The following is a 24735-nucleotide window of genomic DNA, read 5'->3' as shown; positions in this document are numbered from 1 at the left end:
TAATTGTATGAAATTTCAGAATACTATATTATTAATAATTCTTTTTGCAATAATAAGTTGCAGATCTTTTAAAGAAAAACATGATAAACCACTTGTCAATACATCAAAAAAAGAATTAGATTCTAAATTGCCACAAACTTGGTATCAAAAGGATTTTCAAAAAGATAGTATTAAGGGGATTTCAGTAGATAAATGGTATAAAGAAAATAAGCAAAAATCTAAAACTAATATTATAGTTGCTGTTTTAGATACTCAAATTGATTTCAACCATGAAGATTTACAAAGTCAATTTTGGACAAATCCAAAAGAAATTGCAAATAACGGCATAGACGATGATGCAAATGGATACATTGACGATATTCATGGTTGGAATTTCACCTCAAATAAAAAAGAAGAATATGTTGTTTGGGGAAACTTCGAGTATGTTAGATTTATAAGAGAATTTGATCCTATTTTTAAAGATAAAAAAGAAAATGAGATTTCATTTCAAGATCTGCCAAATTATAAAGAATACCAGAGAGCTTCAAAGCTATTTGAATCCGAAAATACAGGATATGGAAGATGGCTGAGCTCTTTAGATCATAGTATTACAATGTTTCCTATAGTTAAGGATACCTTAAGGCATTATTTTCCAAAAGAAGACTATACCTATGTACAACTGGATAGTTTATACAAAAAGTATAAAATTAATGACAAGACATATAGACAAATGCGAGAGTCTAATGATAAAGACTTAGGTGCATTAATTTACTATATGATGATTAATATCAAAAATAATGAAAAAACTATAGAAGTTCTGCAAGATAATCGCATTGAAATAGATTCTATTCTAAATAGAAATCTAAACAAAAAATTTAATGACAGAAAATTAATCGGTGACAATCCAAATGTTTTAGAAAAAGGATATGGAAACGGTAATATCAGTATATCTAAAAAAGGATTTAAAAATCTTCAAGGACACGGAACTAAAGTTGTTGGTATAATTGCAGCGAATAGAAAAAATAATATTGGCATAGAAGGTTTTTCAGACAACATAAAAATTATGCCACTTAATATTTCCTATTCTGGAGATGAAAATGACAAAGACATTGCAATGGCTATTTATTACGCCGTTGATAATGGGGCTAAAGTAATTAATATGTCCTTTGGAAAAGAATTTTCTGTCCATCAACAATGGGTGTCTAATGCTTTTAAATATGCTGAAAAGCATAATGTTCTTTTAGTTCACGCCTCTGGAAATGAAAGATTCGATAATGATAAAACGCCATATTACCCTAGTGACAATAATTATGATGGGACTCCTGAAATTTGCAATAATTTTATCAATGTTGGTTCAATTTCAAAAAGATTAGACAATACATTTGTTTCTGCATTTTCAAACTACGGAAAACAAAATGTAGATTTATTTGCTCCAGGCGAAGAAATATATACTACAACAAAAAATAATACTTATGGAACTGACTCCGGTACTTCATTAGCTGCTCCAATGGTTTCTGGAACAGCAGCATTAATCTGGTCTTATTATCCAAAGCTTACAGCTGTACAGGTTAAACAAATTATTATGGATTCTGGAACTGCTTATGATCTTGAAGTTATAGTACCTGGAACAAAAGATAAAAAAGTTCCTTTTTCAGAATTATCTAAATCAGGAAAAGTTCTAAATGTTTATAATGCAATGTTGCTTGCTGAAAAAGTGAGCAAAATGAAAAAATGAAAAAACAAGTTAAAATTTTCCCTTTTTCACAGTATGTAATTCGAACACCATTATTCCCTTTGTCATTTTACTTGGATCTTTTAGAAGATTACTCATTAAAAAAATTAATCAGGACTTACAATATACCTTTGATTAAAGAAGCGATCAACCTAGCTTCACCTGAACTAATAAGAGAACTGGACAAATGGATTAATACTGATTTTACAAATAATAAAAAATCAACATTAGAATATACACTGCTAAAATATATTGCGAGAATATCTTCACGCTGTACTCCTTTTGGCTTGTTTGCGGGATGTTCTGTTGGAAAAATAGATACTGGAACTAATATAATATTAGATTTCCCTGAAAAATACAAACGTTTTACTCAGTTTGATATGCAATTTTGGGTGGCATTACTGCAAAATATTGCTAAACGAGAAACAGCAATTTTTCACTTAAAATATTTTCCTAATTCTTCTATTTATGAATTTGGTGATTTTTACAGATATATCGAATACAAATACATAAAAACAAAGCGTGAACATACTATTACATCCATACGAAAGTCTGATGCATTAAAAGATATTATGCTTAAAACAAAATCAGGATTAACCATAAACGAAATGGTTTCTTTTTTAGCGAGCAATGATTCTGAAAAAGAAGAAGCTAGTGAATTTATTATACATCTAATAAACTTCCAGTTTTTAGTAAGCGAAATAGATGCCGCTGTGACTGGCAATAACGATTTTGACAAGGTTTTCTCCATTTTAAAAAACATTCCAGATCTAAAAAGAGAATATCACTTTTTAGAAAACATAAATAAACAAATTTCAGATTTAGATACTTCTTTAATTCCGACAGAAAACCAATATCAAAAAATCAAAGAAGACATCCTGAAAGAAGGATTTGAATATGATGAAAAGTATCTCTTTCAAACCGATTTAATTACAACTGCCAGAGCAAATAGTTTAAATGTAACTATAGCAAAAAAAGTAACTAAGGGACTCTATTTTTTAAATGGTATACAACCTAAAAAAGAACCTAATAATCTTAAAACATTTATTAAAGCATTTTCTAAGAGATATGAATCACAGGAAATGCTATTTATGAATATTTTAGATACAGAATCTGGACTAGGTTATCCAATAAATCAAGAGATGAATGATTCACACGAAATTCTGGAAGCTTTCTCTTTTAAAGAGAAAAAAAATATAAACGAAAGCCAAACTTGGACTTCATACGATTTAATTTTAGAAAAAAAACTTCAAGAATGTCTTTCAAAGAATCAAGAAAAAATAGAATTATCAGAAAGTGATTTTCCAGATTTCAACTCTAATTTTGAGTATACTCCGGTCACATTCTCAGCACTAATTGAAATTTACAATAATGAAACATTAGCAATTGAATCTTCCGGAAATATAAGCGCCACAAAATTTTTGGGAAGATTTTGCAATGGAAATCCTGAGATACATAAGTTAACCCAAGAAATTGTTCAAAAAGAAGAGGACTATCATCATGATAAAATTTTAGCTGAAATTGTTCACATTCCGCAATCCAGAACAGGAAATATTTTGCGAAGACCTGTTTTAAGAAATTATGAAATTGTCTATTTAGCAAATTCAGGTATTGAAAAGAAAAAGACTATTGATTTAAATGATTTATTAATATCTGTCAGGAATAATAAAATTGTATTACGTTCTAAAAAACTTAATAAAGAAGTTATCCCTTGTCTGTCAAACGCGCATAACTTTTATAATAATTCTTTACCAGTATATCATTTTTTGTGTGATTTACAAGTACAAAATACAAAGCCGATATTTAGTTTTAATTGGGGAATCTTAGAGTCACATTATAACTATTTCCCAAGAGTCGAATACAAAGAAATTATACTCTCTAAAGCCAAATGGATTATTACTAAAGAAGAAATAACTTCATTTTTAGAATTAAATAGCAAAGATATGTTTGAAGTATTCTCAAATTGGAGAATAAGTAAAGATATTCCACGTCTTGTTAATTGGGTTAATTCTGACAATACATTATTACTATATTTTCAAACAGAAATTGGAGTTCAATTATTTTTAAAGTCAGTTCATAATAAAGATAAAATTATTTTAGTAGAGTTTCTATTTTCTGAAGAATCTATTGTAAAAAACAATATGACACAAGGTTTTAGCAATCAATTTATAATATCATTTTTTAAAGAGAGATCATAATGCAAAGAAATTTTTGTTTAGGAAGTGAGTGGCTGTATTATAAAATTTATACAGGAGTTCAAACAACAGATCTTATTTTACTTGAAAAATTTTATCCAGTCATTTTACAATTAAAAAAGAGAAAAATCATCCAAAAATGGTTCTTCATCAGATACAAAGATAATGATACACATTTTAGAATTCGATTTTTGATAGAAAACAAAAAGTTTTTATCAAAAGTAATTCATATGCTTTATCCTATTATAAATGATTTACTTCAAGAAAATTTAGTCTGGAAAATTCAAACAGATACTTATAAAAGGGAATTGGAAAGATATGGTGAAACCACTATTGAAAATTCTGAATTTTTATTTTGGAAGGATAGTGAAATGATGATTCAATATCTTACACTAAAAAAAACATTCCCAAAAAAAGAAATACCTCTTTTATTTAGTTTTGGCTCAATCGATTCTTTTTTAAATACTTTTCTACTATCCAATTTAGAGAAGCTTAAATTGATGGATACCTTACAACTGTCTTTTAAAGAAGAATTTAAAACCGATAAAACTTTAAAAAAAGAACTTCATAAAAAGTATCACGGATTTGCTGACGAAATAGAATCTTTTTTAAGTGGAGATGTCGAAAATAGATTTCCAGATCTTTTTGAAATTATTGAAACAAAACGAAATCAATCTTTAGAAAAAATACTAGAAATTAAAACCAAAATTCAAATTCCGCTTAATGCTTTTATATCAAGCCATATTCATATGATGCTTAATCGTCAATATACATCCAAACAAAGAATGTATGAATTGATTATTTATGATCATCTATATCGTTACTACAAATCTAAAAATTATATAAAAAAGGATTTATAGTCAAATATCCCTAAACATTAAACCATAAACTAAAAACTTTTTTAAGCCATTTTTAAGCCCCTTATTTTTTCAGGAACTGATATGTATTCGTAAATTAGCCACAAACAAAACATATCTTAATGACAGTACTTACATTTACCCTGATTATGCTTCTTGGCGCTTTTATGGCTGGTTTCATTGGTTCGTTGTCAGGATTGGGCGGTGGTATAATTATTATTCCTTTATTGACTATTATACTTGGTGTTGATATACATTATGCAATTGGAGCAGCTTTAGTTTCGGTAATTGCAACTTCTTCCGGCTCTGCGGCGGCTTATGTAAAAGAAGGAATTACAAATATGCGTCTTGGGATTTTTCTTGAAATTGCAACCACTATTGGTGCTGTTGGAGGTGCTTTACTTTCGGCAATTGCTCCAACTTCTTTTATTGCTGTTTTATTTGGACTTACATTGATTTTTTCGGCAATAAATTCTCTTAGAAAAAAAGAAGAGCATATTGTTTTAGAATCAAGTCCTTTGGCTAAAAAACTAAAACTGGAGGGAACTTATCCTACTCATAACGGAGAAGTTGTTCATTACGGAACAAAAAATGTTATTGGAGGTTTTAGCATGATGGGACTTGCCGGAATGATGTCTGGTTTACTCGGAATAGGTTCTGGTGCTTTCAAAGTAATTGCAATGGATAATATTATGCGTATTCCGTTTAAGGTTTCAACTACAACAAGTAACTTTATGATGGGGGTTACAGCAATGGCAAGTTCAGTAATCTATATTCAAAAAGGATATATTGAACCCGGAATATGTATGCCGGTTGTTATTGGTGTATTGTTTGGCGCTATGGCAGGTGCTAAAATTTTGGTTAGAACAAACCCTAAAAAACTACGAATCTTTTTTGCGTGCTTGATCTTTGTTCTCGCAATTAATATGATATATAATGGACTTAATGGAAAAATCTAAAGTTATGCAGCACGAAAAATTTGGAGAAAAAGATTTTCAAACCATTATTGGTAATTTACTGCGTTACGGCGTTTGGATTTCTCTATCAGTAGCTTTTATTGGAGGTATCGTTTATTTAATGCATCACGGAAGCGACATTGAAAATTATTCCGTTTTTAAAGAAAATGACCGCAATATCTTTGAAGTAATTTCGATTGTTTATCAGGGAGTACTTCAAGGTAATGGCGAATATTTAATCTATTTTGGAATCATTTTACTCTTCTTAACACCAGTTCTAAGGGTTATATTCTCTTTGTTTTCATTCTTCCTTGAAAAAGATTATTTGTATGTTGTGATTACGTTAATCGTTATTCTGATTATTATAACCAGTATTTCTTTTGGATTCTCTCATTAATTTAAAAACAATCAAGCTTATAATTGAAATAAAAATTTTAAATCGTATTCTTTATTAACTGACCTAATCGTTTTAAGTCAAATTCTGTTTTTTCATTCCATTCTACAGCAAAATTAAGCCTCATACAATTATTATATTGATCGTGCTGTGTAAAAATTCTGCCCGGTGCAAAACCTATTTTTTGCTTTACTGCGGTATCAAAAAGTACTGCAGTATCAATACTCTTATCTAATTCTAGCCAAAGAAATGAACCTCCCTGCGGCTGCGAAATCTTTGTGTTCTCTGGAAAATGATCTTCAATCGTTCGCTGAAAATGAAGTGAATTAGTGTATAATGTATTTCGAAAATTTCTTAAATGATGATCGTATCTTCCATGCTCCAAAAAATCAGCAACTACTTCTTGATACAATGAAGGCTGACAAATAGTTTGCACTAATTTTTCTCTGATTACCTGATCCTTAAACTTGCCCGGAACAACCCATCCTACTCTATATCCCGGAGCCAAAGTTTTAGAAACAGAACCGCACCACATTACAATACCAGCTTCGTCATAATATTTACAAGGTTTTGGTCTTGATCTTCCAAAGAAAAGATTCCCATACAAATCGTCTTCTATAAGAGGAATATTGTGATGAGTGAGCATTTTTACCAATTCGATTTTGCTTTCATCCGGCATCAAACTTCCAAGCGGATTACTGAAATTACTCATAAAACAGCAGACATCAATTTTATGAATCACTTTTTTCAACGCTTCTAAATCGACACCTGTAACTGGGTGTGTGGGAAGCTCAATAATATTAAGTCCCAAAGTTTGGGCAACTTGAATAATTCCAAAATATACAGGACTTTCAATTGCAATAGTATCACCTCTTTTGGCAACTGCCCTTAAACAATTATAAATAGCATTCATGGCTCCAGAAGTAATTACAAAATCATCTTCAGCCAGTTTCCCATCCAATATAAGAGACCATTTTGCTACATTTCGTCTCAAGTTGGCGTTTCCTTGAGCTGGTTCATATGTTGTACCGCTTTCTGCCCAATTTCGTGCAACTTTTAAAAGCCCTTTGTTCAGTTTTGCAATTGGAAGCAGACTTTCGTCAGGAACTCCTAATGAAAATCGGCTGATACTTTTATCCTGCAGTGTATCAAAAACCTTTGTAATTAAATCTTCTGGAGCAGCCTGCTTTTCAGATAGTTTTAATTTATTCATTGAAGGTATCGCCAGCTTCCTGTTTGAAGTATTACTAATGTAGAAACCAGATTTTGGTCTAGATTCAATCAATGATTTACTTTCAAGTTCTAAAAATGCTTGCTTTATGGTATTTAAACTTACATCGTGCAACTTTTGCAAAGCGCGAATTGACGGAAGTTTGTCCCCAATTTTTAGAGTTTCAGAGAATATCTGCTCTTCAATTATATTTGCAATTTTTAGATATAAAACTTCTTTTGCCATCTTTTTATCCTCCAATCTGTATCCTGTAAAAATATAAAAATTAAATCTGTAACCATTAAAAAATTAAATGCAAACACTTAACCAATTGCATAATTTTTCGGTTGCATTCTGAATTTTAACCGAACGTGTTCCTGTATCTTTAAATGTTGAATGGAAAATAGTTTCTGCATGAAACTTTAAATTTTGTTCTGCTTCAATATTGTAAAATTCTTTCTCCCAATACGAATTAATTTCAGGCTCTTCTGCATTATTAATGGTAACAAAAGCATAGCCAATAACTCGATTTTCAAAAGAAGCAACACTTAATGGAAGTCCTAAATTATTAATTAAGTACAATGATTTGTCTTTGGAATTACTATTCACAGCACTTTTATTCTGGCACATATTTACAACAGCTTTTAATGATGATACATTAACTTCATTAAACTGAATTTTGGCTGTATTAGTGGTTTTCATTTCTCTAGTTATTTAGTTTCAAAGCAAAATTAGCGGGCTGAACAGATTAGATACAGATACAAAAAACAATTATTTTACAGGTACAGTTGACTAATATCAACAATCTTAAAATCGCTTTTTTTGAGAAGAGAAAAAAATAAATTTAATATCTTTACTATTATGATAGAAATAGGAATTGACAGTTTTGCTTCGGCAATGTATGGCGACAACAACACTTTAAGCAGTGTTGATGCAATGGAACAACTGCTGCAAAGAATTGAATTTGCAGATCAGGTTGGGTTGGACGTTTTCGGAATTGGAGAACATCATAAAAAAGAGTTTCTTGACTCGGCTACAGCTGTTATTTTAAGCGCAGCTGCAGCGAGAACAAAAAACATCAGACTGGCAAGTGCAGTTTCTGTTTTGAGTGCTGCTGATCCTGTGCGTGTGTATCAAAGTTTTGCAACACTTGATTTAATCTCTAAAGGAAGGGCTGAAATTGTTGTAGGCCGAGGATCTTCGATTGAAGCTTATCCCCTTTTTGGATACAATCTTAACGATTATGATGCTCTTTTTCAGGAAAAACTGGACTTGCTTTTACAAATTAGAGATAATGAATTTATAAACTGGAGCGGAAAATTTCGCCCAGCAATAAATAATCTGCCAATTTATCCTAGAGCATTACAGGAAAAACTTCCAGTTTGGCTGGGCGTTGGCGGAACTCCAGAATCATTTGTCAGAGCAGGAAGTTTAGGTTTGCCTTTGATGGCTGCTGTAATTGGAGGACAAACACATCGTTTTCGTCCGTTGATAGACTTGTATCGTGAAGCTGGAAAAGCAGCAGGCTTTAAACCGCATGAACTAAAAGTAGGTTTACATTCTCCTGGTTATGTTTCGAATACAACTCAAAAAGCTATCGACGACTATTATCCGGGATATTCAGAACTTTGGACAAAATTAGGAAGAGAACGCGGCTGGCCTCCAGTAACAAAAGACAAATTTGATGGTTTGATTGATGATCTCGGCGTTTTAATTGTAGGAAGCCCCGAAAGAGCTGCCGAAAAAATTCTGCGTCACAGTGAAGCACTTGGCGGAATTTCGAGATTTACTTTTCAAATGGACAATGCAGGACTAACACATTCTCAGTTAATGAATGCTATAGAACTTATTGGTACAAAATTAATTCCTTTAATACATAAAGGATAGTTTTTTTTTGCCGCTCCCGATAGTTATCGAGATAAAAAGAGTAAAAGGGTTGTTTTCACGCAGATTTGGCAGATTAAGCAGATTTACTTTTGATATTAGAAATAGTAAAATCTCAGGAGATCAGCGTGAAAGCTATTTAAATCTGCGTGAAAGCTATTTTGATACAGATTAAAAAATCCTCTTAATCCGTGGCTAAAATTATCCTATAGCTATCGGGATAAAAAGAGTAAAAAGGATTGTTTTCACGCAGATTTGGCAGATTAAACAGATTTACTTTTGATATTAGAAATAGTAAAATCTCAGGAGATCTGCTTAAATCCCTTTAAATCTGCGTGAAAGCTATTTTGATACAGATTAAAAAATCCTCTTAACACGTGGCTAAAATTATCCTATAGCTATCGGGATAAAAAGAGTAAAAGGATTGTTTTCACGCAGATTTGGCAGATTAAGCAGATTTACTTTTGATATTAGAAATAGTAAAATCTGAGGAGATCTGCTTAAATCTCTTTAAATCTGCGTGAAAGCTATTTTGATACAGATTAAAAAATCCTCTTAATACATGACAAAGTTTCTTTATGGCAGCATCCCCTTACGCAGACCTTCCACAACAATAAACGATAAACAAAAAAGCATCCGCCAAAACTGACAGATGCTTTTTCGTTTATAAAAATTCTACGGTTTTAATTAAAACTTGTACGTTACACCAACTCTTACATTAATTGGCTGTTCTGTCTGCCAGTAATAAGCTGATAGATAAGAATAGTACGAACCGCTGTAAAGGTATTTGTTCAAGATATTAAATACGTTTGCCGTAACTTTAAATTTTCTAGTGTCATAAGATAAACCTCCATCAAGTTTAAAATAGTTAGGAAGTTTTTCAAGTCCTACACTCCAAGTATCTGTCATACGTCCTACAAGATAAGTTCCTCCAATAGATGCTCCAAGACCTTTAAAGGTTCCGTTTTGAATACTGTAGTTTAACCAAGCATTTGCAGTATGTTTTGCATAACCCGGAACAATCGAACCTTCTTTAATAGTCGACACATTAGACTCCAATACAACAGATTCTGTAAAAGCATAATTTGCAATTAAATTAAGACCATCAAAGATTTTTCCTCTCAAATCAAGCTCAACACCTTGCGCTCTTTTTTCGCCTAAAACAAGACTAAACTGCTGCCCTGGCGTATTTGCAGGATCTGATGTTAATTCGTTTTTCTTTAAAATGCTGTAGGCAGCCAATGTTGTACTCCAAGAACCATCAAACCAGTCTTTTTTAACACCAAATTCAACATTGTTTCCTGTAAGTGGTTTTACACTTTCTCCGCTTTTAATAATACCCGATTGAGGCGTAAAAGCCTGATCGTACAAACCATAAACCGCTAAATTTTCAGTAACAGAATAACTAAGTCCTACACGAGGCGTAATATGACTGTCTTCTTGTGTCGATCCCCAGCTTGATTGGCTCAGCCAAGTATATCTTGCAGCAAGCGTTAACCTTAATTTATTCTCAAAAAAACCAAGTTCATCTTGAATATAACCAGCAGCATATTTAGAACTCATAAGTCCGCCTGCTCTCTGGCTTAAAGGTGTTTTATGATCAAACTCAGGAAAACCATTAGAAGGCGTTCCGTAATCTGGATTATAAACATTAAAAGGCTTATCAACAGTATCAAGATCATGCGATTGTCCCCAATCTGCCATATAATCTTTGTTTCCTAAATCAACTCCACCTAATACTTTATGCGATACAGAACCTGTATTGAATTTTCCGTTAACAAATATTTGTCCTAAATACATATTACTTTCAGCATCCCAAATACCAACATTTCTAATAATTTCACCTTTTGCAAGAGTTCCTTCAGAAACACCGTCAAAATTTCTATCTACATTACCTGGTCCAACTACTCCCGGCCAAGAACTATATCCTTGTTGAATGTATTTAAAATATGAAGTTTGCGCAGTAAGTTTCCATTTATCATCAAATTTATGTTCAAACATCAAATAACCGCTGTGATCTTGAATATTAGTATCTGGTAATCCCGGCTGTGTCATTGTAAAACCAACTGGCAATGTTGCATATCCATCAGATTCAGGTCCAAATACATAAAAAGAACCTACTTCAGTCATATTTGCATATTGAAAATTATACTCCGCAGTAATTTTTGTTTTATCATCAATTTGGTATGAAATAACTGGTGCAATTACATAACGATCATTATGTTCGAAAGGACGATGTGAACCTTTTTTTTGTGCAGCACCATTAAAACGGTATAATAATTTTCCCTTTTTATCCAATTTTCCGTCTAGATCTATACTTGCTCTGTAAAAATCATAGCTTCCTCCCATTACAGTCGCTTCACCTTTAGTAATTCCAGTTGGCTTTTTAGTCACCACATTATAAAGTCCGCTTGGATCACCGCTTGAAAGCATAAATCCTGCAGGTCCTTTTACAAACTCAATATGATCTACAAAACTCATATCTTCCGTTAATGGTCCCCAAAAAGAAGAAACTACATTAAATCCATTACGGAAAGCCTGAATTTGCGAACCACGCATTGTAATATTAGTGTACATATCGCCCCAATGTTCTATACGTGTCGCACCACTCACATTACGAATTACACCGTCGCTCATGCTCACAATCTGCTGATCTTTTAAGGTTTGTGCACTTACAATTTGAATGTTTTGCGGAATCTCTAAAACTGGCGTTTGAAGACGCAGTGACAAAGACGGTTTGTCCTGCTTGTATTTGTTTTTTGTAATTACAACCTCTTCGAGATCTTCTTGGCTTTCTGAAAGCGAAAAGTTTTTAGTAGTAGTTTGGTTTGCATAAACCTCAATCTCATTTTCTACAGCATGAATCCCAACCGCTCGAACACTTAATATATAGGAACCCGGCTTAACATTTTTAATCTCATACAATCCGTTATCATTTGTAACAGAAGTATATTTTGTTCCTTTAAGAACCACAGAAATTCCTTCTGCGGGTTGTTTTCCGCTTAGCGAAACTTTACCGCTTACCTTCCCCAAGTTCTGACTTATCATGTTTAATGAACTTAAGAAAAGCATCAAAAAGCAAAATTTCTTAATCGTATTTATAATCATTTTAGTAAAATTTTAAGTTTTATTTGGCAAAAGTAATTGCTAATATTTTTCTATGCAAGTTATTTTTAATTATTCTAAATAAAATTAATTAAAAAATTCTCTTAGATTATTAACGACCAAATGGCATTTTTTCTCTCTGCAATCAAAATATCAATAAACTCTGCCTATCTTTAGTATTAAAATTTTATGTCATCGAAACAAAACTCTAGATATGAACAATACCACATCAATCAGAAAAGTTGCCATTGTAGGTTATAATCGAATTCCGTTTGCAAGAGCAAATACTGCTTATTCTAATGTTGGAAACCAAGATATGATGGTTGCTTCCTTAAATGGGCTTATCGATAAATACCGCCTAAACGGAAAACTACTTGGAGAAGTTGCGGGCGGAGCAGTAATAAAACATACTTATGATAATAATCTGATTCGCGAATGTGTAATGAAAACTTCTCTAGATCCAGCAACTCCTGCCTGCGATTTACAACAAGCCTGCGACACCGGAATTGAAAGTGCAATTTATATTGCTAATAAAATTGCGCTTGGTCAAATAGAATCAGGAATTGCCGGCGGAGTTGATTCCATAAGTGATATACCGATGTCAATAAGCGAGAATTTGCGAAAGATTTTATTAGATGCTCGAAATGCAAAATCATTAGGAGGAAAATTAAAAGCATTTCTAAAAATTCGTCCAAAGGATTTATCACCATTAGTACCTAAAAATGAAGAATCCCAAACGGGCCTTTCGATGGGCGGACATACTGAAATCACAGCAAAATACTATAAAATATCTAGAGAAGAACAAGATCAATTTGCTCTTAAAAGTCATTTAAATATGGCAAAAGCCTATGACGAAGGTTTTTTTGATGATATGATTACGCCTTTTAACGGACTTGAAAAAGATAATAATCTAAGAAAAGACAGTTCGCTTGAAAAACTTGCAAAATTAAAACCAGCATTCGATAAAGTAAATGGAACTCTAACTGCTGGTAACTCAACTCCTCTTACCGACGGGGCTTCATGTATTCTTCTTGCCAGCGAAGAATGGGCGAAAGAACAAGGTTTACCTATTCTAGCCTATATTACATTTGCCGAAGTTGCTGCAATTGAATATGTAAAAAATCAACAAAACCTTTTATTGGCACCTCTTTTTGCAGTAAGCAGAATGCTTGAAAAAGCAAACTTGAACTTACAAGATTTTGATTATTATGAAATTCACGAAGCCTTTGCTGCTCAAGTTTTGGCAACCTTAAAAATTTGGGAAAGCCCTCAATTAAGTGCAGAAATTGGTTTAAAGAAAACACTTGGAGCAATCGATCGCGAAAAATTAAATATAAAAGGAAGCAGTTTGGCAGCAGCACATCCTTTTGCTGCAACGGGCGGAAGAATAATTGGTGTTATGGCAAAATTGTTAAATGAAAAAGGCTCTGGACGCGGATTGATTTCGATTTGCGCTGCAGGAGGACAAGGCGTTACGATGATAATTGAAAAATAACATTTTAAAATCTGACAATTACACAATAAACTCAATCGGTTTACCTATAAAAATAATTAAAACTGTAACAAAATTAAAAAAAAGGTCTCTATAGATAAAAAGCTATTATTAAATCAAAACTAATATTACTTAACCTTTTTATTATGAAAACATTAAAACTTGTTACTGTATTCGTCTTTACTTTTGTTTCTTTTTCCAAAATAAATTCTCAGACTGCACAAAACGATAGTTTAAAGCTTGATTATACTAAGATTTATTCACTCGCATTAGACGGAAATCCTAAACAGGCTTTATCTTTATTAGAAATCGATCCTAACAAAAAAATATCTAAAAAAGACTTAAAGTTTAAAACCGATTTTGAAAACCGTTTTAAATTTAAAAATGACAAAAGCGATTTCCTTGAAACCCGAAAATCAAAAATCGATCAATTACTGAAAATATACAGAGATTACTGGAGAATGTCTTTCTTAGACAAGGAAAAGAAAAATGACACGCTGCTTATGAAAAACGTTTTCAATTTTCTTAAAACAAAACTTCCTTCTTCAGAAAAATTGACTTTTAATGAAGACAGTATCAATGTTTATCAAAAAAAATACATTTCAAGTTTAGGGTATCACACCACAGGATTTGGTAAAACGGGAGGTTTGTACGATTTATTAGTTTGGAAAACGGAAAAAGATACTGTTTACAACCTCAATTACGACGGAAAAGAAACAGATGTCAAAATCTATTTTATGGATGATTTTGTTACTTTGGGCTGGAGCGAATATGCCACTTTAGGCCGCTATTATCCTGCAGGATGGGCAACAAAAGAAGCTTTGTTTTGTGTAAAGAAAGCTTATGATTTAAAATCAGAAACCTTTAAAATTAGCTACATCGGACACGAAGGAAGACATTTTGCTGACTATAAATTGTTTCCAAAATTAAAAGGAGTTGGTTCTGCTGATTTAGAATACAGAGCAAAATTGACTGAATTATCTCTTTACTCTCCCGATGGATTATACAAAAGATTGCAATTCTTTATCAATAATGGCAATTATGACAGTGAAAATGGTCATTCTATCGCAGCCTTTTGTGTTATAAGAGATTTATCCAGACTATTATTTCAAAATGACTACGAAAAAGACCTGGATAAATGGAAAGCAATTCCGGCAGCTAAAATAAATGAAGCCGCCACTAAACTTCTGGAAGAAAACACAAAAGCATTGGAGAAAATTCCAGACGTAGAAAAACTTATCAAATAATATATCTATTCCACTTCAAACAAAACACAGCCTAATTATAGAGCTGTGTTTTTGTTTTTATAACATTTTACATCTGAATATCAATTGGTAAGATAAAAAAACTAAAATTTTACCGAACATTTTTAATGCGTTTAAATAGTTTTTTATTTACAAAAAATCAAATTTTTATAGTAAATTAGACTTTCTTATAATTGAGTTTCTTGTTTAAGCTTTTGCATGAATTTATTTTAAACCGTAAAAGAATGATGGAATCAAAAATACCACACGGGCCTCTTCCCGAAAAATGGAGTACTTATAAAGCCAAAGCCAAGCTTGTAAATCCTGCAAATCGAAAAAAACTAAATATTATTGTTGTTGGAACAGGACTTGCAGGTGCTTCCTGCGCTGCCTCATTAGCAGAACAAGGCTATAATATTAAATCATTTTGTTTTCAGGATTCCGCAAGACGAGCACATTCTGTAGCGGCGCAAGGCGGTGTCAATGCTGCTAAAAACTACAAAAATGATGGTGACAGCGTTTACAGAATGTTTTATGACACGATCAAAGGCGGTGATTTTAGATCTCGTGAAGCAAATGTTTACCGCTTAGCCGAATGTTCTGCAGCTTTAATCGATCATGCCGTTGCGCAAGGCGTACCCTTTGCAAGAGAATATGCTGGGTATTTAAACAACAGATCTTTTGGCGGTGTTCAAGTTTCAAGAACCTTTTATGCCCGCGGGCAAACGGGGCAGCAACTATTATTGGGTGCCTATCAAGCCTTAATGAGACAAGTTTCTACAGGAAAAGTCACCACATACACACGTCATGAAATGCTGGACTTGGTCATTATTGACGGAAAAGCAAAAGGAATTATTGCTCGAAATCTTGAAACAGGAGCATTAGAGCGTCATAGTGCAGATGCTGTAGTTTTGGCTTCGGGAGGTTACGGAAAAGTATATTATCTTTCGACATTGGCAATGGGCTGCAACAGTTCTGCAATTTGGAGAGCGCACAAAAAAGGCGCTTATATGGCAGGTGTAAGCTGGATTCAGTTTCATCCTACTTCTCTGCCCCAACATGGTGCTAATCAATCCAAACTTACTTTAATGTCGGAATCATTGCGTAATGACGGACGCATTTGGGTTCCTAAAACGGCCAAAGATGATCGAAATCCAAATACAATTCCTGAAGAAGAAAGAGATTATTATTTAGAACGCCGTTATCCATCTTTCGGGAATTTAGCTCCAAGAGATATTTCGTCACGTGCAGCAAAAGAAAGAATTGATGCGGGACATGGTGTTGGGCCAATGAAAAATGCTATTTATCTCGATTTTTCTGATGCCATAAAAGCGCAGGGAAAAAAAAGTATAGAAGCAAAATACAGTAATCTTTTTGCGATGTACGAAAAAATCACTGGAATCAATGCTTATAAAGAACCAATGCTAATTTCTCCTGCAGCACATTTTACGATGGGCGGACTTTGGGTTGATTATGAGTTAATGACCACAATTCCGGGATTATTTGCTTTAGGCGAAGCTAATTTTTCAGATCACGGTGCCAATAGACTCGGTGCCAATTCGTTGTTGCAAGCTTGTGTCGATGGTTATTTTATAGCGCCGTATACTATTCCGAATTATCTATCAGGAGAACTTAATGCTCCTAAATTTGATACCAATCATCCTGCTTTTGAAGAGGCTGAAAAAGCAGTGAGAACGCAGTTAGATCATTTTTTAAATAGTAAAGGCACCCTCAGTGCAGATTATTTTCATAAAACGATAGGAAAACTTCTTTATGAAAAATGCGGACTTTCTAGAACTAAGGAAAACCTTGAAGAAGCGATTACAGAAATCAAAAAACTAAAAGTTTCGTTTGAAAAAGACCTTTTAATTACAGGCGATGATACTCTTAACAGCGAATTAGAAAAAGCGGGACGTATTGCCGATTATTTAGAATTGGCCGAATTAATGTGTTACGATGCTTTGCAGAGAGAGGAATCCTGCGGAGCTCATTTTAGAGAAGAATACCAAACCGCCGAAGGTGAAGCTGTTCGTAATGACAATGATTTCTGTTATGTTTCGGCTTGGGAATATCAAGGAAAAGATCATCCGCAAAAATTGCATAAAGAACCTCTTGTGTTTGAATCTGTAGAACTTGCGGTAAGAAGTTATAAATAAATGATGAATTGTAAAATGGGAAATGCAATTGAAAACAGAATGTTGCACGCAAAAACCACAAACCATAAACTATAAACCACAAACTAAAAGCATATGAAACTATTTTTAAAAATATGGCGTCAGTTTGATACTTCCTCAAAAGGAGAAATTGTAGATTACGAAATAGACGGCGTTTCTGAGCATATGTCTTTTCTAGAAATGCTTGATCTTTTGAACGAATCACTTATTCAGAAAAAAGAACGTGTTATCGAATTTGATCACGACTGCAGAGAAGGCATCTGCGGACAGTGCGGTGTTATGATTAACGGACGTGCACATGGACCTTTAAAAAACACCACAACCTGCCAGCTTCATATGCGAAGCTTTAAAGACGGCGAAACTATTTATATTGAACCTTTTAGAGCAAAAGCTTTTCCGGTACTTCGAGATTTAAAAATCGATAGAAGTGCTTTCGATTCTATTATAACTTCTGGCGGATTTATTGGAGCCTCAACTGGTCAAGCGCCTGAAGCCAACAGTATACCAATATCTTATGAAACTGCCGAAGCTTCGTTTGATGCTGCCGCCTGTATTGGCTGCGGTGCCTGTGTTGCCACTTGTGTAAATGCAAGTGCAGCTCTATTTGTTGGAGCCAAAATAACTCATTTGGCTTTGCTTCCTCAAGGAAAAATAGAAGCTTCAAAAAGAGTATTAAATATGGTGAAAGAAATGGATGCTGAAGGTTTTGGAAACTGTTCTGATACAAGAGCCTGCGAAATCGAGTGCCCGCAAGGAATTTCGGTGCTTTCTATCGCAAAAATGAATTATGAATATAGCAAGGCTGTACTTTTGAGGAAATAAATTTTGATGTAATTTTTTTTAAGCCGCCGATTAATAGGATAAAAAAATATGTCATTTCGACTGAAAGGAGGCTCGAGCGATAGCGAACTGGCGAAGCAAATCGCACTAGAAATGCCGTAACAATGATCGCCAATCTTTGTTGACTCACTAGTGCGATTTCTCCTTTCAGTCGAAATGACAAATAATCTGCTTAATCAATATTTTAATACAAAACTTAGCGTTTTAGTGCCTTTGCAGTAACAAAACTATTACACCGCAAAATAAGGCGTCAAAATATCTTCAAAATTATAAAGCCCTTTTTTCTTGTCTTTTAAGTTCTCGGCTACAAAAACAACTCCGTTTCCAAAGGCTTCCCTTGAAATAGATTCATGAATTAGCCGCACGGTTTGGAACGGAAATCCAAAAATAACTTCGTGTTTTCCTACTATTCCTCCTGCTCTAACTGAATTTATATTTTCTTTTTCAATATCTAAGGCTTCTGCGATTTTTACCGCAGTTCCAGATGTTCCTTCTTTTTTCTTAAAATGCTCTTCGTTTACTTCAATATCAACCCAAGGTGCAATTTTCTTTAAAAATTTAGCCGCAAACAATAAATAGTTTACTCCTAAGGTAATATTTGGTGACCAAAAAACAGTGGTTTTATTGGCTAATTTTTTTAGCAGTTTTAATTCTTTCTCTTTATAATGTGAGATTGCCGAAATGATTTTTACTTTTCGATCAGCAGCACACTCTCCGTAAGTATAAATTCCCTCACTTGACGAAAAATCAATGATAACATCTACTGGATGTTTTTCCAGCAGCTCTTCAACGCCAGTATTAGAACTAGAATAGATTAATCCAGGTTCTTCTGATTCAATTCCTAAAAACTCTGGAACTGATCTGTGTTCTAAAACTTTGCTTTGTCTTAAAACCCATTCCAAAGAGAATCCTTTATTTTCTAATAGTATTGAAGCTACTGATTTTCCAGTTTTTCCGAATCCGATTAATCCTATTTTCATATGTAATTTTTTTTTATTGAGTATGAAACTCGTTAGCAGAAATTGACCTATTTAAGATGAAAAGTAAATCATAAAAAATGCGTTTTATGAATCTTAAAAAAGGTCCTAGTAAGGTAAAAATAGGGATTATATAACAGGCTGACTAACAAAAACTGCATTATATAACATTTTTTAATGCTTTTAACAGGAATAATAAGCGTATCTTTTTGAAGCAAAAAATGGTAATACTAATTCAAAAAAAATACCAAAAACAATAAATTTCAAACCAAAACAACTAAATCAAACCTGCCAAATATGTCAGGATAGTTGAAATAATTCTCATAATCTTTTATTAAAACAAATAAGATACTATATTTGCAACACTGTTGCGTTACTTGTTTTTACTAATGATACTAACAAATAGCGCACAGAAATACCACTAAATGAAAAAGAAAGTCGTAGTTGTCAACTTCATAATATCTTTAACTGTATTGTTTACAATGCTGTTTCAGACTATTCACTCCTACGAACACGTTTTTAAACAATTATCTGAGAAACACTGCGATCACAAATATACTGCTGGTCAAAATGAGATAACACACAGTCATTCTGCAGACACAAACTGTCCTATCTGCCATTTTGCATTTAGTACATTTATTCCAAACAACTTTCAGATCCTATCTTTCCATACAGTAATTTCTGAAATATCTTACCAGTTTGTTTATTCTCAAACTGTTTCTACGTTTTTCAAAGGCAGTCTTTTTGCCCTTCGTGCACCGCCCGCATTACTTTAGTTTACAAAATTTTATTCGTCACAATTTTAAAATTGCCTCATGCCTATTTCACTGTAAATAAGCAAAATCGCGTTTTATTATTATGTCATTATTTGAGCTGTTTTATTCTAAAATCAGTTCAAACGCCTGAATAATCAATTTTCGTAAACAAATCTTCACATTTATTTTTAAGAACTAAAAATCAAGCTTTTACAAAACTGTATCAGCTCGAAGCTTCTATATCAAAAATCAAAATAATCCATCCAAATACATAAAAAAATATGCTGACAGCTGAGAATCTCACCAAAAAATATGGTGACAATATTGCTTTGAACAAATTGAATCTAACGATAAAAGAGGGTGAAATTTTTGCTCTTTTAGGTCAAAATGGTGCAGGAAAAACAACAACAATTAATCTTTTCCTTGGATTTATTGAACCTACAGACGGCGAGCTGCAAATCAATAATATCTCGGTTACAGAAAATACGCAGGAAACAAAAAAACACGTGGCATACATTCCCGAAACGGTTATGTTATATCCTAATCTAAGCGGTTTAGAAAATCTAAAATTCTTTTCGTCGCTGGCTGGATTCAAATATTCTGCTGGTGAATTGACATATTTTTTAACGAAAGCAGGTTTGCAAGCTGCGGCGCACAACAAAGATTTAGGAGGTTATTCTAAAGGAATGCGTCAGAAAGTTGGAATCGCTATTGCGATTGCCAAAAAAGCCAAAGTGCTTTTGTTAGATGAGCCTACGAGCGGTTTGGATCCAAAGGCTTCTAATGAATTTTCGCAGATTTTAAAAGAACTTTCTGCAGATGGAACGGCTATTTTAATGGCAACGCACGACATTTTTAGAGCCAGAGAAGTGGCTTCGCACATTGGAATCATGAAACAGGGAAATTTAGTTACAGTAATCGAAGCTGACAAAATCTCTGCAAATGAACTTGAAAATCTGTATTTACAAACGGTATAAAAGGAAATCGAATTTCCATTAAAACAAAAAAATGAAACATTTATTCAGCCTTTTATTTTTAATAATTGGCACACATTATATACAATCTCAAACGGTTAACAGGAGATCAAAAGACACAATCGCTAAGGATTCTATCAAACGAAATGAGTTGCAAACGGTTGAAATTGTAGGCCGCTCAACCAAAAAATACAACAGCGATTACTCGTTTGCTGCAACAAAAATTGCCGCTTTAAACAAAGATATTCCGCAGTCTATTTCGACTATAACTAAAGAATTAATTGCGGATAAAGCTGCATTCTATCTAGCCGATGCAGTAAAAATGTCAAGCGGCGTTATTCCTGCGAGTTATTACAATCAATACACTATTCGAGGAATCAGTCAAAACGAAGAAGGTCAGATTATTAACGGAATGCGAACACGCCAATACTACTTTTTACAGCCTTTAACGAGTAATATAGAACGTGTTGAAGTTATAAAAGGTCCGTCGAGCGCAACATTTTCATCTGTAGATCCGGGCGGAAGCATCAATTTAGTAACAAAAAAACCATTGGCAATAGACAGAAAAGAAGTTAGTTTGAGCGTTGGAAGTTTCAGTACTTTACGAGGAACGTTGGATTTCACAGGTCCTTTAAACGAATCAAAAACACTTTTATATCGTGTAAACGGTGCTTATCAGCAGGCAAAATCATTTCGGGATTTAGTTAACAACAAATCGTTCTTATTCTCTCCTTCTTTCAGTTATATCCCGAACGAAAAAACAGCTATTAATACGGAATTGATTTTAAGTAATATGACGGGAATTCTGGATAGAGGTCAGCCTATTTTTGGCGCTGTTGCAGGAAAAACAAGTCTGAACAAAACCCCGATAAGCTTAAATCTTGGCGCACCGAGTGATTTCTTTAAATCGAAAGAAATGATCTTGACAACCAATTTTGCTCATAAATTCAGTTCAAAAATTGGTTTTAATGCTGTTTACATGAAACAAACCTGGACAGAAGATCTTCAGGAACATAGAACTACAAATGCTTTTGCGGTTGATATGAACAATAAACCGGTTACCAATCTCGCCATGATGCAGTTTGTACAGCGTCAGCAAAATTGGGATATTGACAACTTAAGTGCTTATTTCAATTTTAATTTAAAAACCGGAAAATTAAATCACAAACTACTAACAGGCTACGATTTAAGCAGCTGGAACAAAAACAAAGGCGGCGGGCAAAATGCGGCAAGAGGTTATTTGTTGAAAGACGGAACGGTTGCAGGTTCTTTTGTCGCAGCAAATGCAGCAAATTACCAAACGGTTACCATTGACGGCGTAGTGATGCCTAAACCAAATGTTGATTATTTTAATTTGGGCAATCCTACTTATAAAATCACAAGTCCTAACGATTATACTTTAAATGTTAGAACCGCTCTTCCATCAGCCTTAACAACAACAAATGCGGTTTATATTCAAGATCAAATACAATGGGAAAAATTTACTTTTTTATTGGGATTGCGAAATGAATGGTTTGAAGACATTACGAATTATGACACTAATAAAGAATTAAAAGTAAAAAAATCGGCTTTATTGCCAAGAGTTGGAATCACGTATGCTGTAAACGATGCAATTAATGTTTATACAACTTATCTCGAAGGTTATCAGCCGCAGTCAAACACGGTGACTTTAATGCCGCAAACAGGGACTTTGCCTGCCGGAAGTTTATTTGATCCTCTTGAAAGTGATTTGAAAGAAGTGGGTATAAAAACGACTTTTTTAAATAATTCTATGAGTTTCAATGCCGCGATTTACGAAATCAATCAACGCAATATTTTAATGAATGCTAATGATCCAGCAAATCCTGATTTATTGGTAACGAGAGGTGCTGAACGAAGCCGTGGTTTTGAGTGTGATCTTGCCGGATATATTACGGCTGACTGGCAAATTAATGTTTCGTATAGTTACATTGATGCCGAAATTATTCAAGACAATAATCCTGCATTAATTGGTGCCAGAAAACAAAATACACCAAAAAACAGCGCCAATTTATGGACACGTTACAACTTTGCTTCTGATTCTGTTTTAAAAGATCTCGGAATTGGCTTTGGAGTTCAATATCAAAGCAGTAAAGTGCCTTGGTTTACAAGAGATTTTACACTTCCTGATTTTACCATTTTTGATGCTGCATTGTTTTACAAACCAAGTAAAAGTAATGTACAGATTGCCGTAAATGCAGGCAATTTATTAAACAAAACCTATTGGCTTGGTGCGCAGAATTATTTGCGTTTGTTTCCGGGAAGTCCTAGAAATGCAAGTCTTACTGTAACTTATAAATTTTAATTCGTTGAAGTGAAAAATATTTAAACACATAGAAACATAGATTTTTTTTTCTAAAGAAGATAATTGAAAGAAACTAGTTTCTAACACATAGCTATATGAATTTATACAAATGAAACGTCTTGTAAAAACCAACCAAAAGCTATGTTTCTATGTGTTTAAACATTACACTCAACAGGTAAATTTTAATTAACATGAAATTATTACACACCGAAATACTTATTGCTAAACATTTTAAGAACTCCGTTTTTAAAAACGCTGCAATATATGTAATTACACTTTTTATTGGTGCTCTGCTCCTATTTGCAGCGTTTTCCGGCTGGGACAATTACAAAAGTCAAAACGAAACCAGCGAAAAATATCAGCATGAATCGCGCGAAGACTGGTTGAAAAATCCAGATAAAAATCCGCATAGAATGGCGCATTACGGAAATTTTGCTTTTCGAAAAAGTACGTCTTTAAGTGTTTTTGAATTTGGAATGGAACCGTTTTTTGGAAATGCAATTTTCCTAGAAGCGCACAAACAAAATACGGCTAATTTCTCTGAAGCAGGATTCTCAAACAGTATGCTTCGTTTTGGCGAAATCAGTATTGCGATGGTTTTGCAGGTTTTGCTTCCGTTATTAATCTTTTTTATTGGATTTAATTCTGTGGCTTACGAAAGGGAAAACGGAACTTTAAAAATCCTTTTAAGTCAAGGAATCAGCTGGAAACAACTTTTGTTTGGTAAAATCCTAGGCGTTGCAAGCGTTGTTATGCTGCTTTTTGTTCCAACCATTATTGTTTTAGTTTTGATTTGGTTACTGCTTCAAAATTTCTCTATTTCGGCAGATGAATCGATCAAAATGCTGTTGTTTATTGGGTTTCATTTTATTTACCTGATGTTCTTTTGTGTTGTTGCCGTTTTGATTTCGGCTTCAAGCCAAACATCAAAAAAAGCGCTGGTTTCTTTAATTGGAATCTGGTTGATTTTTACCATTATTCTGCCAAGAACAACTCAGGCAATTGGAGCGTATTTGTATGAAGCGCCATCAAAAATTCAGTTTAACAGCGATATCGAGAAAGATATTTTGAAACAAGGCGACAGTCATAATCCAAACGATGTGCATTACAAGGCTATAAAAGATTCTTTATTGAGAGTTTACAAAGTCGATTCCGTACAAAAACTTCCGTTTAATTATTCTGGGTTTATTATGACTGAGGGCGAAAAAATCAGCTCGAATATTTACAATAAACATTTAGAAAATCTTCTACAAATTTATGATGAGCAAAATAGTTTTTCTAAAGCTGTTTCGTTCCTAAATCCTTATATCGCAATGAAAAATTTATCGATGGGATTATCAAATACAGATTATGATTCATACATCGATTTTCAGAAACAAGCCGAGAAATATCGTTACGAAATGGCGCAGAAAATGAATGCTTTACAAATTAAATACATCAGTAATAAAAAGCCGCAGCCTAATGATAAACCTTTAACGATCGGCAAAGAACATTGGGCTGATGTTGAAGAATTTCATTATGAACCTAAAAGCATCTGGGAGGTTTTGAAAACCGAAATCGCCTCTGTTATTTCTATTCTTTTGTGGGTAATTCTGTTGTTTATTTTGATCCGAATTGCCGCTAAAAACCTAAAAGCCATTTAAT

18 protein-coding genes are annotated in these 24735 nt (G+C 33.4%); 14 read left to right on the top strand and 4 right to left on the bottom strand.

Annotated elements, in window-relative coordinates; genetic code table 11:
• The first annotated feature begins 7 nt into the window (after positions 1–7).
• The 5 genes from ACHRV0_RS17330 (at position 8) to ACHRV0_RS17310 (ending at position 6116) form a co-directional block, all read left to right on the top strand.
• Positions 8–1714 carry a S8 family peptidase gene (locus ACHRV0_RS17330; protein WP_395441776.1) on the top strand — a complete coding sequence of 569 codons (1707 nt, stop codon included), beginning with the start codon at positions 8–10 and terminating at the stop codon, positions 1712–1714.
• Positions 1711–3909: a lantibiotic dehydratase family protein gene (locus ACHRV0_RS17325; protein ID WP_395441775.1), complete on the top strand. Its 2199-nt coding sequence runs from the start codon at positions 1711–1713 to the stop codon at positions 3907–3909. The genes ACHRV0_RS17330 and ACHRV0_RS17325 overlap by 4 nt, the downstream gene beginning before the upstream one ends.
• A complete protein-coding gene (locus ACHRV0_RS17320; RefSeq protein WP_395441774.1) occupies positions 3909–4766 on the top strand; it encodes a thiopeptide-type bacteriocin biosynthesis protein in 858 nt (285 codons plus the stop codon). The genes ACHRV0_RS17325 and ACHRV0_RS17320 overlap by 1 nt, the downstream gene beginning before the upstream one ends.
• Positions 4767–4885: 119 nt before the next feature.
• Positions 4886–5722 carry a sulfite exporter TauE/SafE family protein gene (locus tag ACHRV0_RS17315; RefSeq protein ID WP_089055537.1) on the top strand — a complete coding sequence of 279 codons (837 nt, stop codon included), beginning with the start codon at positions 4886–4888 and terminating at the stop codon, positions 5720–5722.
• Entirely contained in the window at positions 5709–6116 is a 408-nt protein-coding gene (locus tag ACHRV0_RS17310; RefSeq protein WP_395441773.1) for a DUF1634 domain-containing protein, read from the top strand. The genes ACHRV0_RS17315 and ACHRV0_RS17310 overlap by 14 nt, the downstream gene beginning before the upstream one ends.
• A 37-nt stretch (positions 6117–6153) precedes the next feature.
• Here the strand turns inward: ACHRV0_RS17310 and ACHRV0_RS17305 are convergent, their stop codons facing one another.
• Together ACHRV0_RS17305 and ACHRV0_RS17300 are read right to left on the bottom strand one after the other, a co-directional pair.
• The gene (locus ACHRV0_RS17305) at positions 6154–7569 is read right to left on the bottom strand and encodes a PLP-dependent aminotransferase family protein (protein WP_395441772.1); all 1416 of its coding nucleotides are present in this window, start codon (positions 7567–7569) and stop codon (positions 6154–6156) included.
• Between the two features lie 63 nt (positions 7570–7632).
• Positions 7633–8025: a hypothetical protein gene (locus ACHRV0_RS17300; protein ID WP_395441771.1), complete on the bottom strand. Its 393-nt coding sequence runs from the start codon at positions 8023–8025 to the stop codon at positions 7633–7635.
• A gap of 162 nt (positions 8026–8187) precedes the next feature.
• Between ACHRV0_RS17300 and ACHRV0_RS17295 the strand changes: the two genes are divergently transcribed.
• Positions 8188–9210, top strand: coding sequence for an LLM class flavin-dependent oxidoreductase (locus tag ACHRV0_RS17295; RefSeq protein ID WP_395441939.1), 1023 nt, complete (start codon positions 8188–8190; stop codon positions 9208–9210).
• A gap of 684 nt (positions 9211–9894) precedes the next feature.
• Here the strand turns inward: ACHRV0_RS17295 and ACHRV0_RS17290 are convergent.
• Positions 9895–12315 carry a TonB-dependent siderophore receptor gene (locus tag ACHRV0_RS17290; RefSeq protein ID WP_395441770.1) on the bottom strand — a complete coding sequence of 807 codons (2421 nt, stop codon included), beginning with the start codon at positions 12313–12315 and terminating at the stop codon, positions 9895–9897.
• Between the two features lie 211 nt (positions 12316–12526).
• Between ACHRV0_RS17290 and ACHRV0_RS17285 the strand changes: the two genes are divergently transcribed.
• The 4 genes from ACHRV0_RS17285 (at position 12527) to ACHRV0_RS17270 (ending at position 18044) form a co-directional block, all read left to right on the top strand.
• Complete coding sequence (locus tag ACHRV0_RS17285) at positions 12527–13807, top strand: acetyl-CoA C-acetyltransferase (protein WP_395441769.1); 1281 nt, start codon at positions 12527–12529, stop codon at positions 13805–13807.
• A 143-nt stretch (positions 13808–13950) separates the two neighbouring features.
• Positions 13951–15051: a hypothetical protein gene (locus ACHRV0_RS17280; protein ID WP_395441767.1), complete on the top strand. Its 1101-nt coding sequence runs from the start codon at positions 13951–13953 to the stop codon at positions 15049–15051.
• A 242-nt stretch (positions 15052–15293) separates the two neighbouring features.
• Positions 15294–17204, top strand: coding sequence for a fumarate reductase/succinate dehydrogenase flavoprotein subunit (locus ACHRV0_RS17275; RefSeq protein ID WP_395441766.1), 1911 nt, complete (start codon positions 15294–15296; stop codon positions 17202–17204).
• A gap of 93 nt (positions 17205–17297) precedes the next feature.
• Positions 17298–18044 carry a succinate dehydrogenase/fumarate reductase iron-sulfur subunit gene (locus ACHRV0_RS17270; RefSeq protein WP_089056712.1) on the top strand — a complete coding sequence of 249 codons (747 nt, stop codon included), beginning with the start codon at positions 17298–17300 and terminating at the stop codon, positions 18042–18044.
• A gap of 248 nt (positions 18045–18292) precedes the next feature.
• Here ACHRV0_RS17270 and ACHRV0_RS17265 read toward each other — a convergent pair whose 3' ends face one another.
• Positions 18293–19042: a 4-hydroxy-tetrahydrodipicolinate reductase gene (locus ACHRV0_RS17265; protein ID WP_129022993.1), complete on the bottom strand. Its 750-nt coding sequence runs from the start codon at positions 19040–19042 to the stop codon at positions 18293–18295.
• A gap of 422 nt (positions 19043–19464) precedes the next feature.
• Here ACHRV0_RS17265 and ACHRV0_RS17260 point away from each other — a divergent pair, with 422 nt between their 5' ends.
• The 4 genes from ACHRV0_RS17260 (at position 19465) to ACHRV0_RS17245 (ending at position 24734) form a co-directional block, all read left to right on the top strand.
• Entirely contained in the window at positions 19465–19815 is a 351-nt protein-coding gene (locus tag ACHRV0_RS17260; RefSeq protein WP_395441765.1) for a hypothetical protein, read from the top strand.
• 260 nt (positions 19816–20075) lie between these two features.
• Complete coding sequence (locus ACHRV0_RS17255; protein WP_395441764.1) at positions 20076–20771, top strand: ABC transporter ATP-binding protein; 696 nt, start codon at positions 20076–20078, stop codon at positions 20769–20771.
• A 31-nt stretch (positions 20772–20802) separates the two neighbouring features.
• On the top strand, positions 20803–23091 hold the full coding sequence (locus ACHRV0_RS17250) for a TonB-dependent siderophore receptor (protein ID WP_395441763.1): 2289 nt from the start codon (positions 20803–20805) through the stop codon (positions 23089–23091).
• A gap of 191 nt (positions 23092–23282) precedes the next feature.
• Positions 23283–24734, top strand: coding sequence for an ABC transporter permease (locus ACHRV0_RS17245; RefSeq protein WP_395441762.1), 1452 nt, complete (start codon positions 23283–23285; stop codon positions 24732–24734).
• Position 24735 lies beyond the last annotated feature (1 nt).

The organism is Flavobacterium sp. FlaQc-30 (assembly GCF_044005885.1).
Classification (GTDB): Bacteria; Bacteroidota; Bacteroidia; order Flavobacteriales; family Flavobacteriaceae; genus Flavobacterium.
Note: the sequence above shows the minus strand (reverse complement) of the source record. Positions and strands in the feature narration are given on the sequence as shown.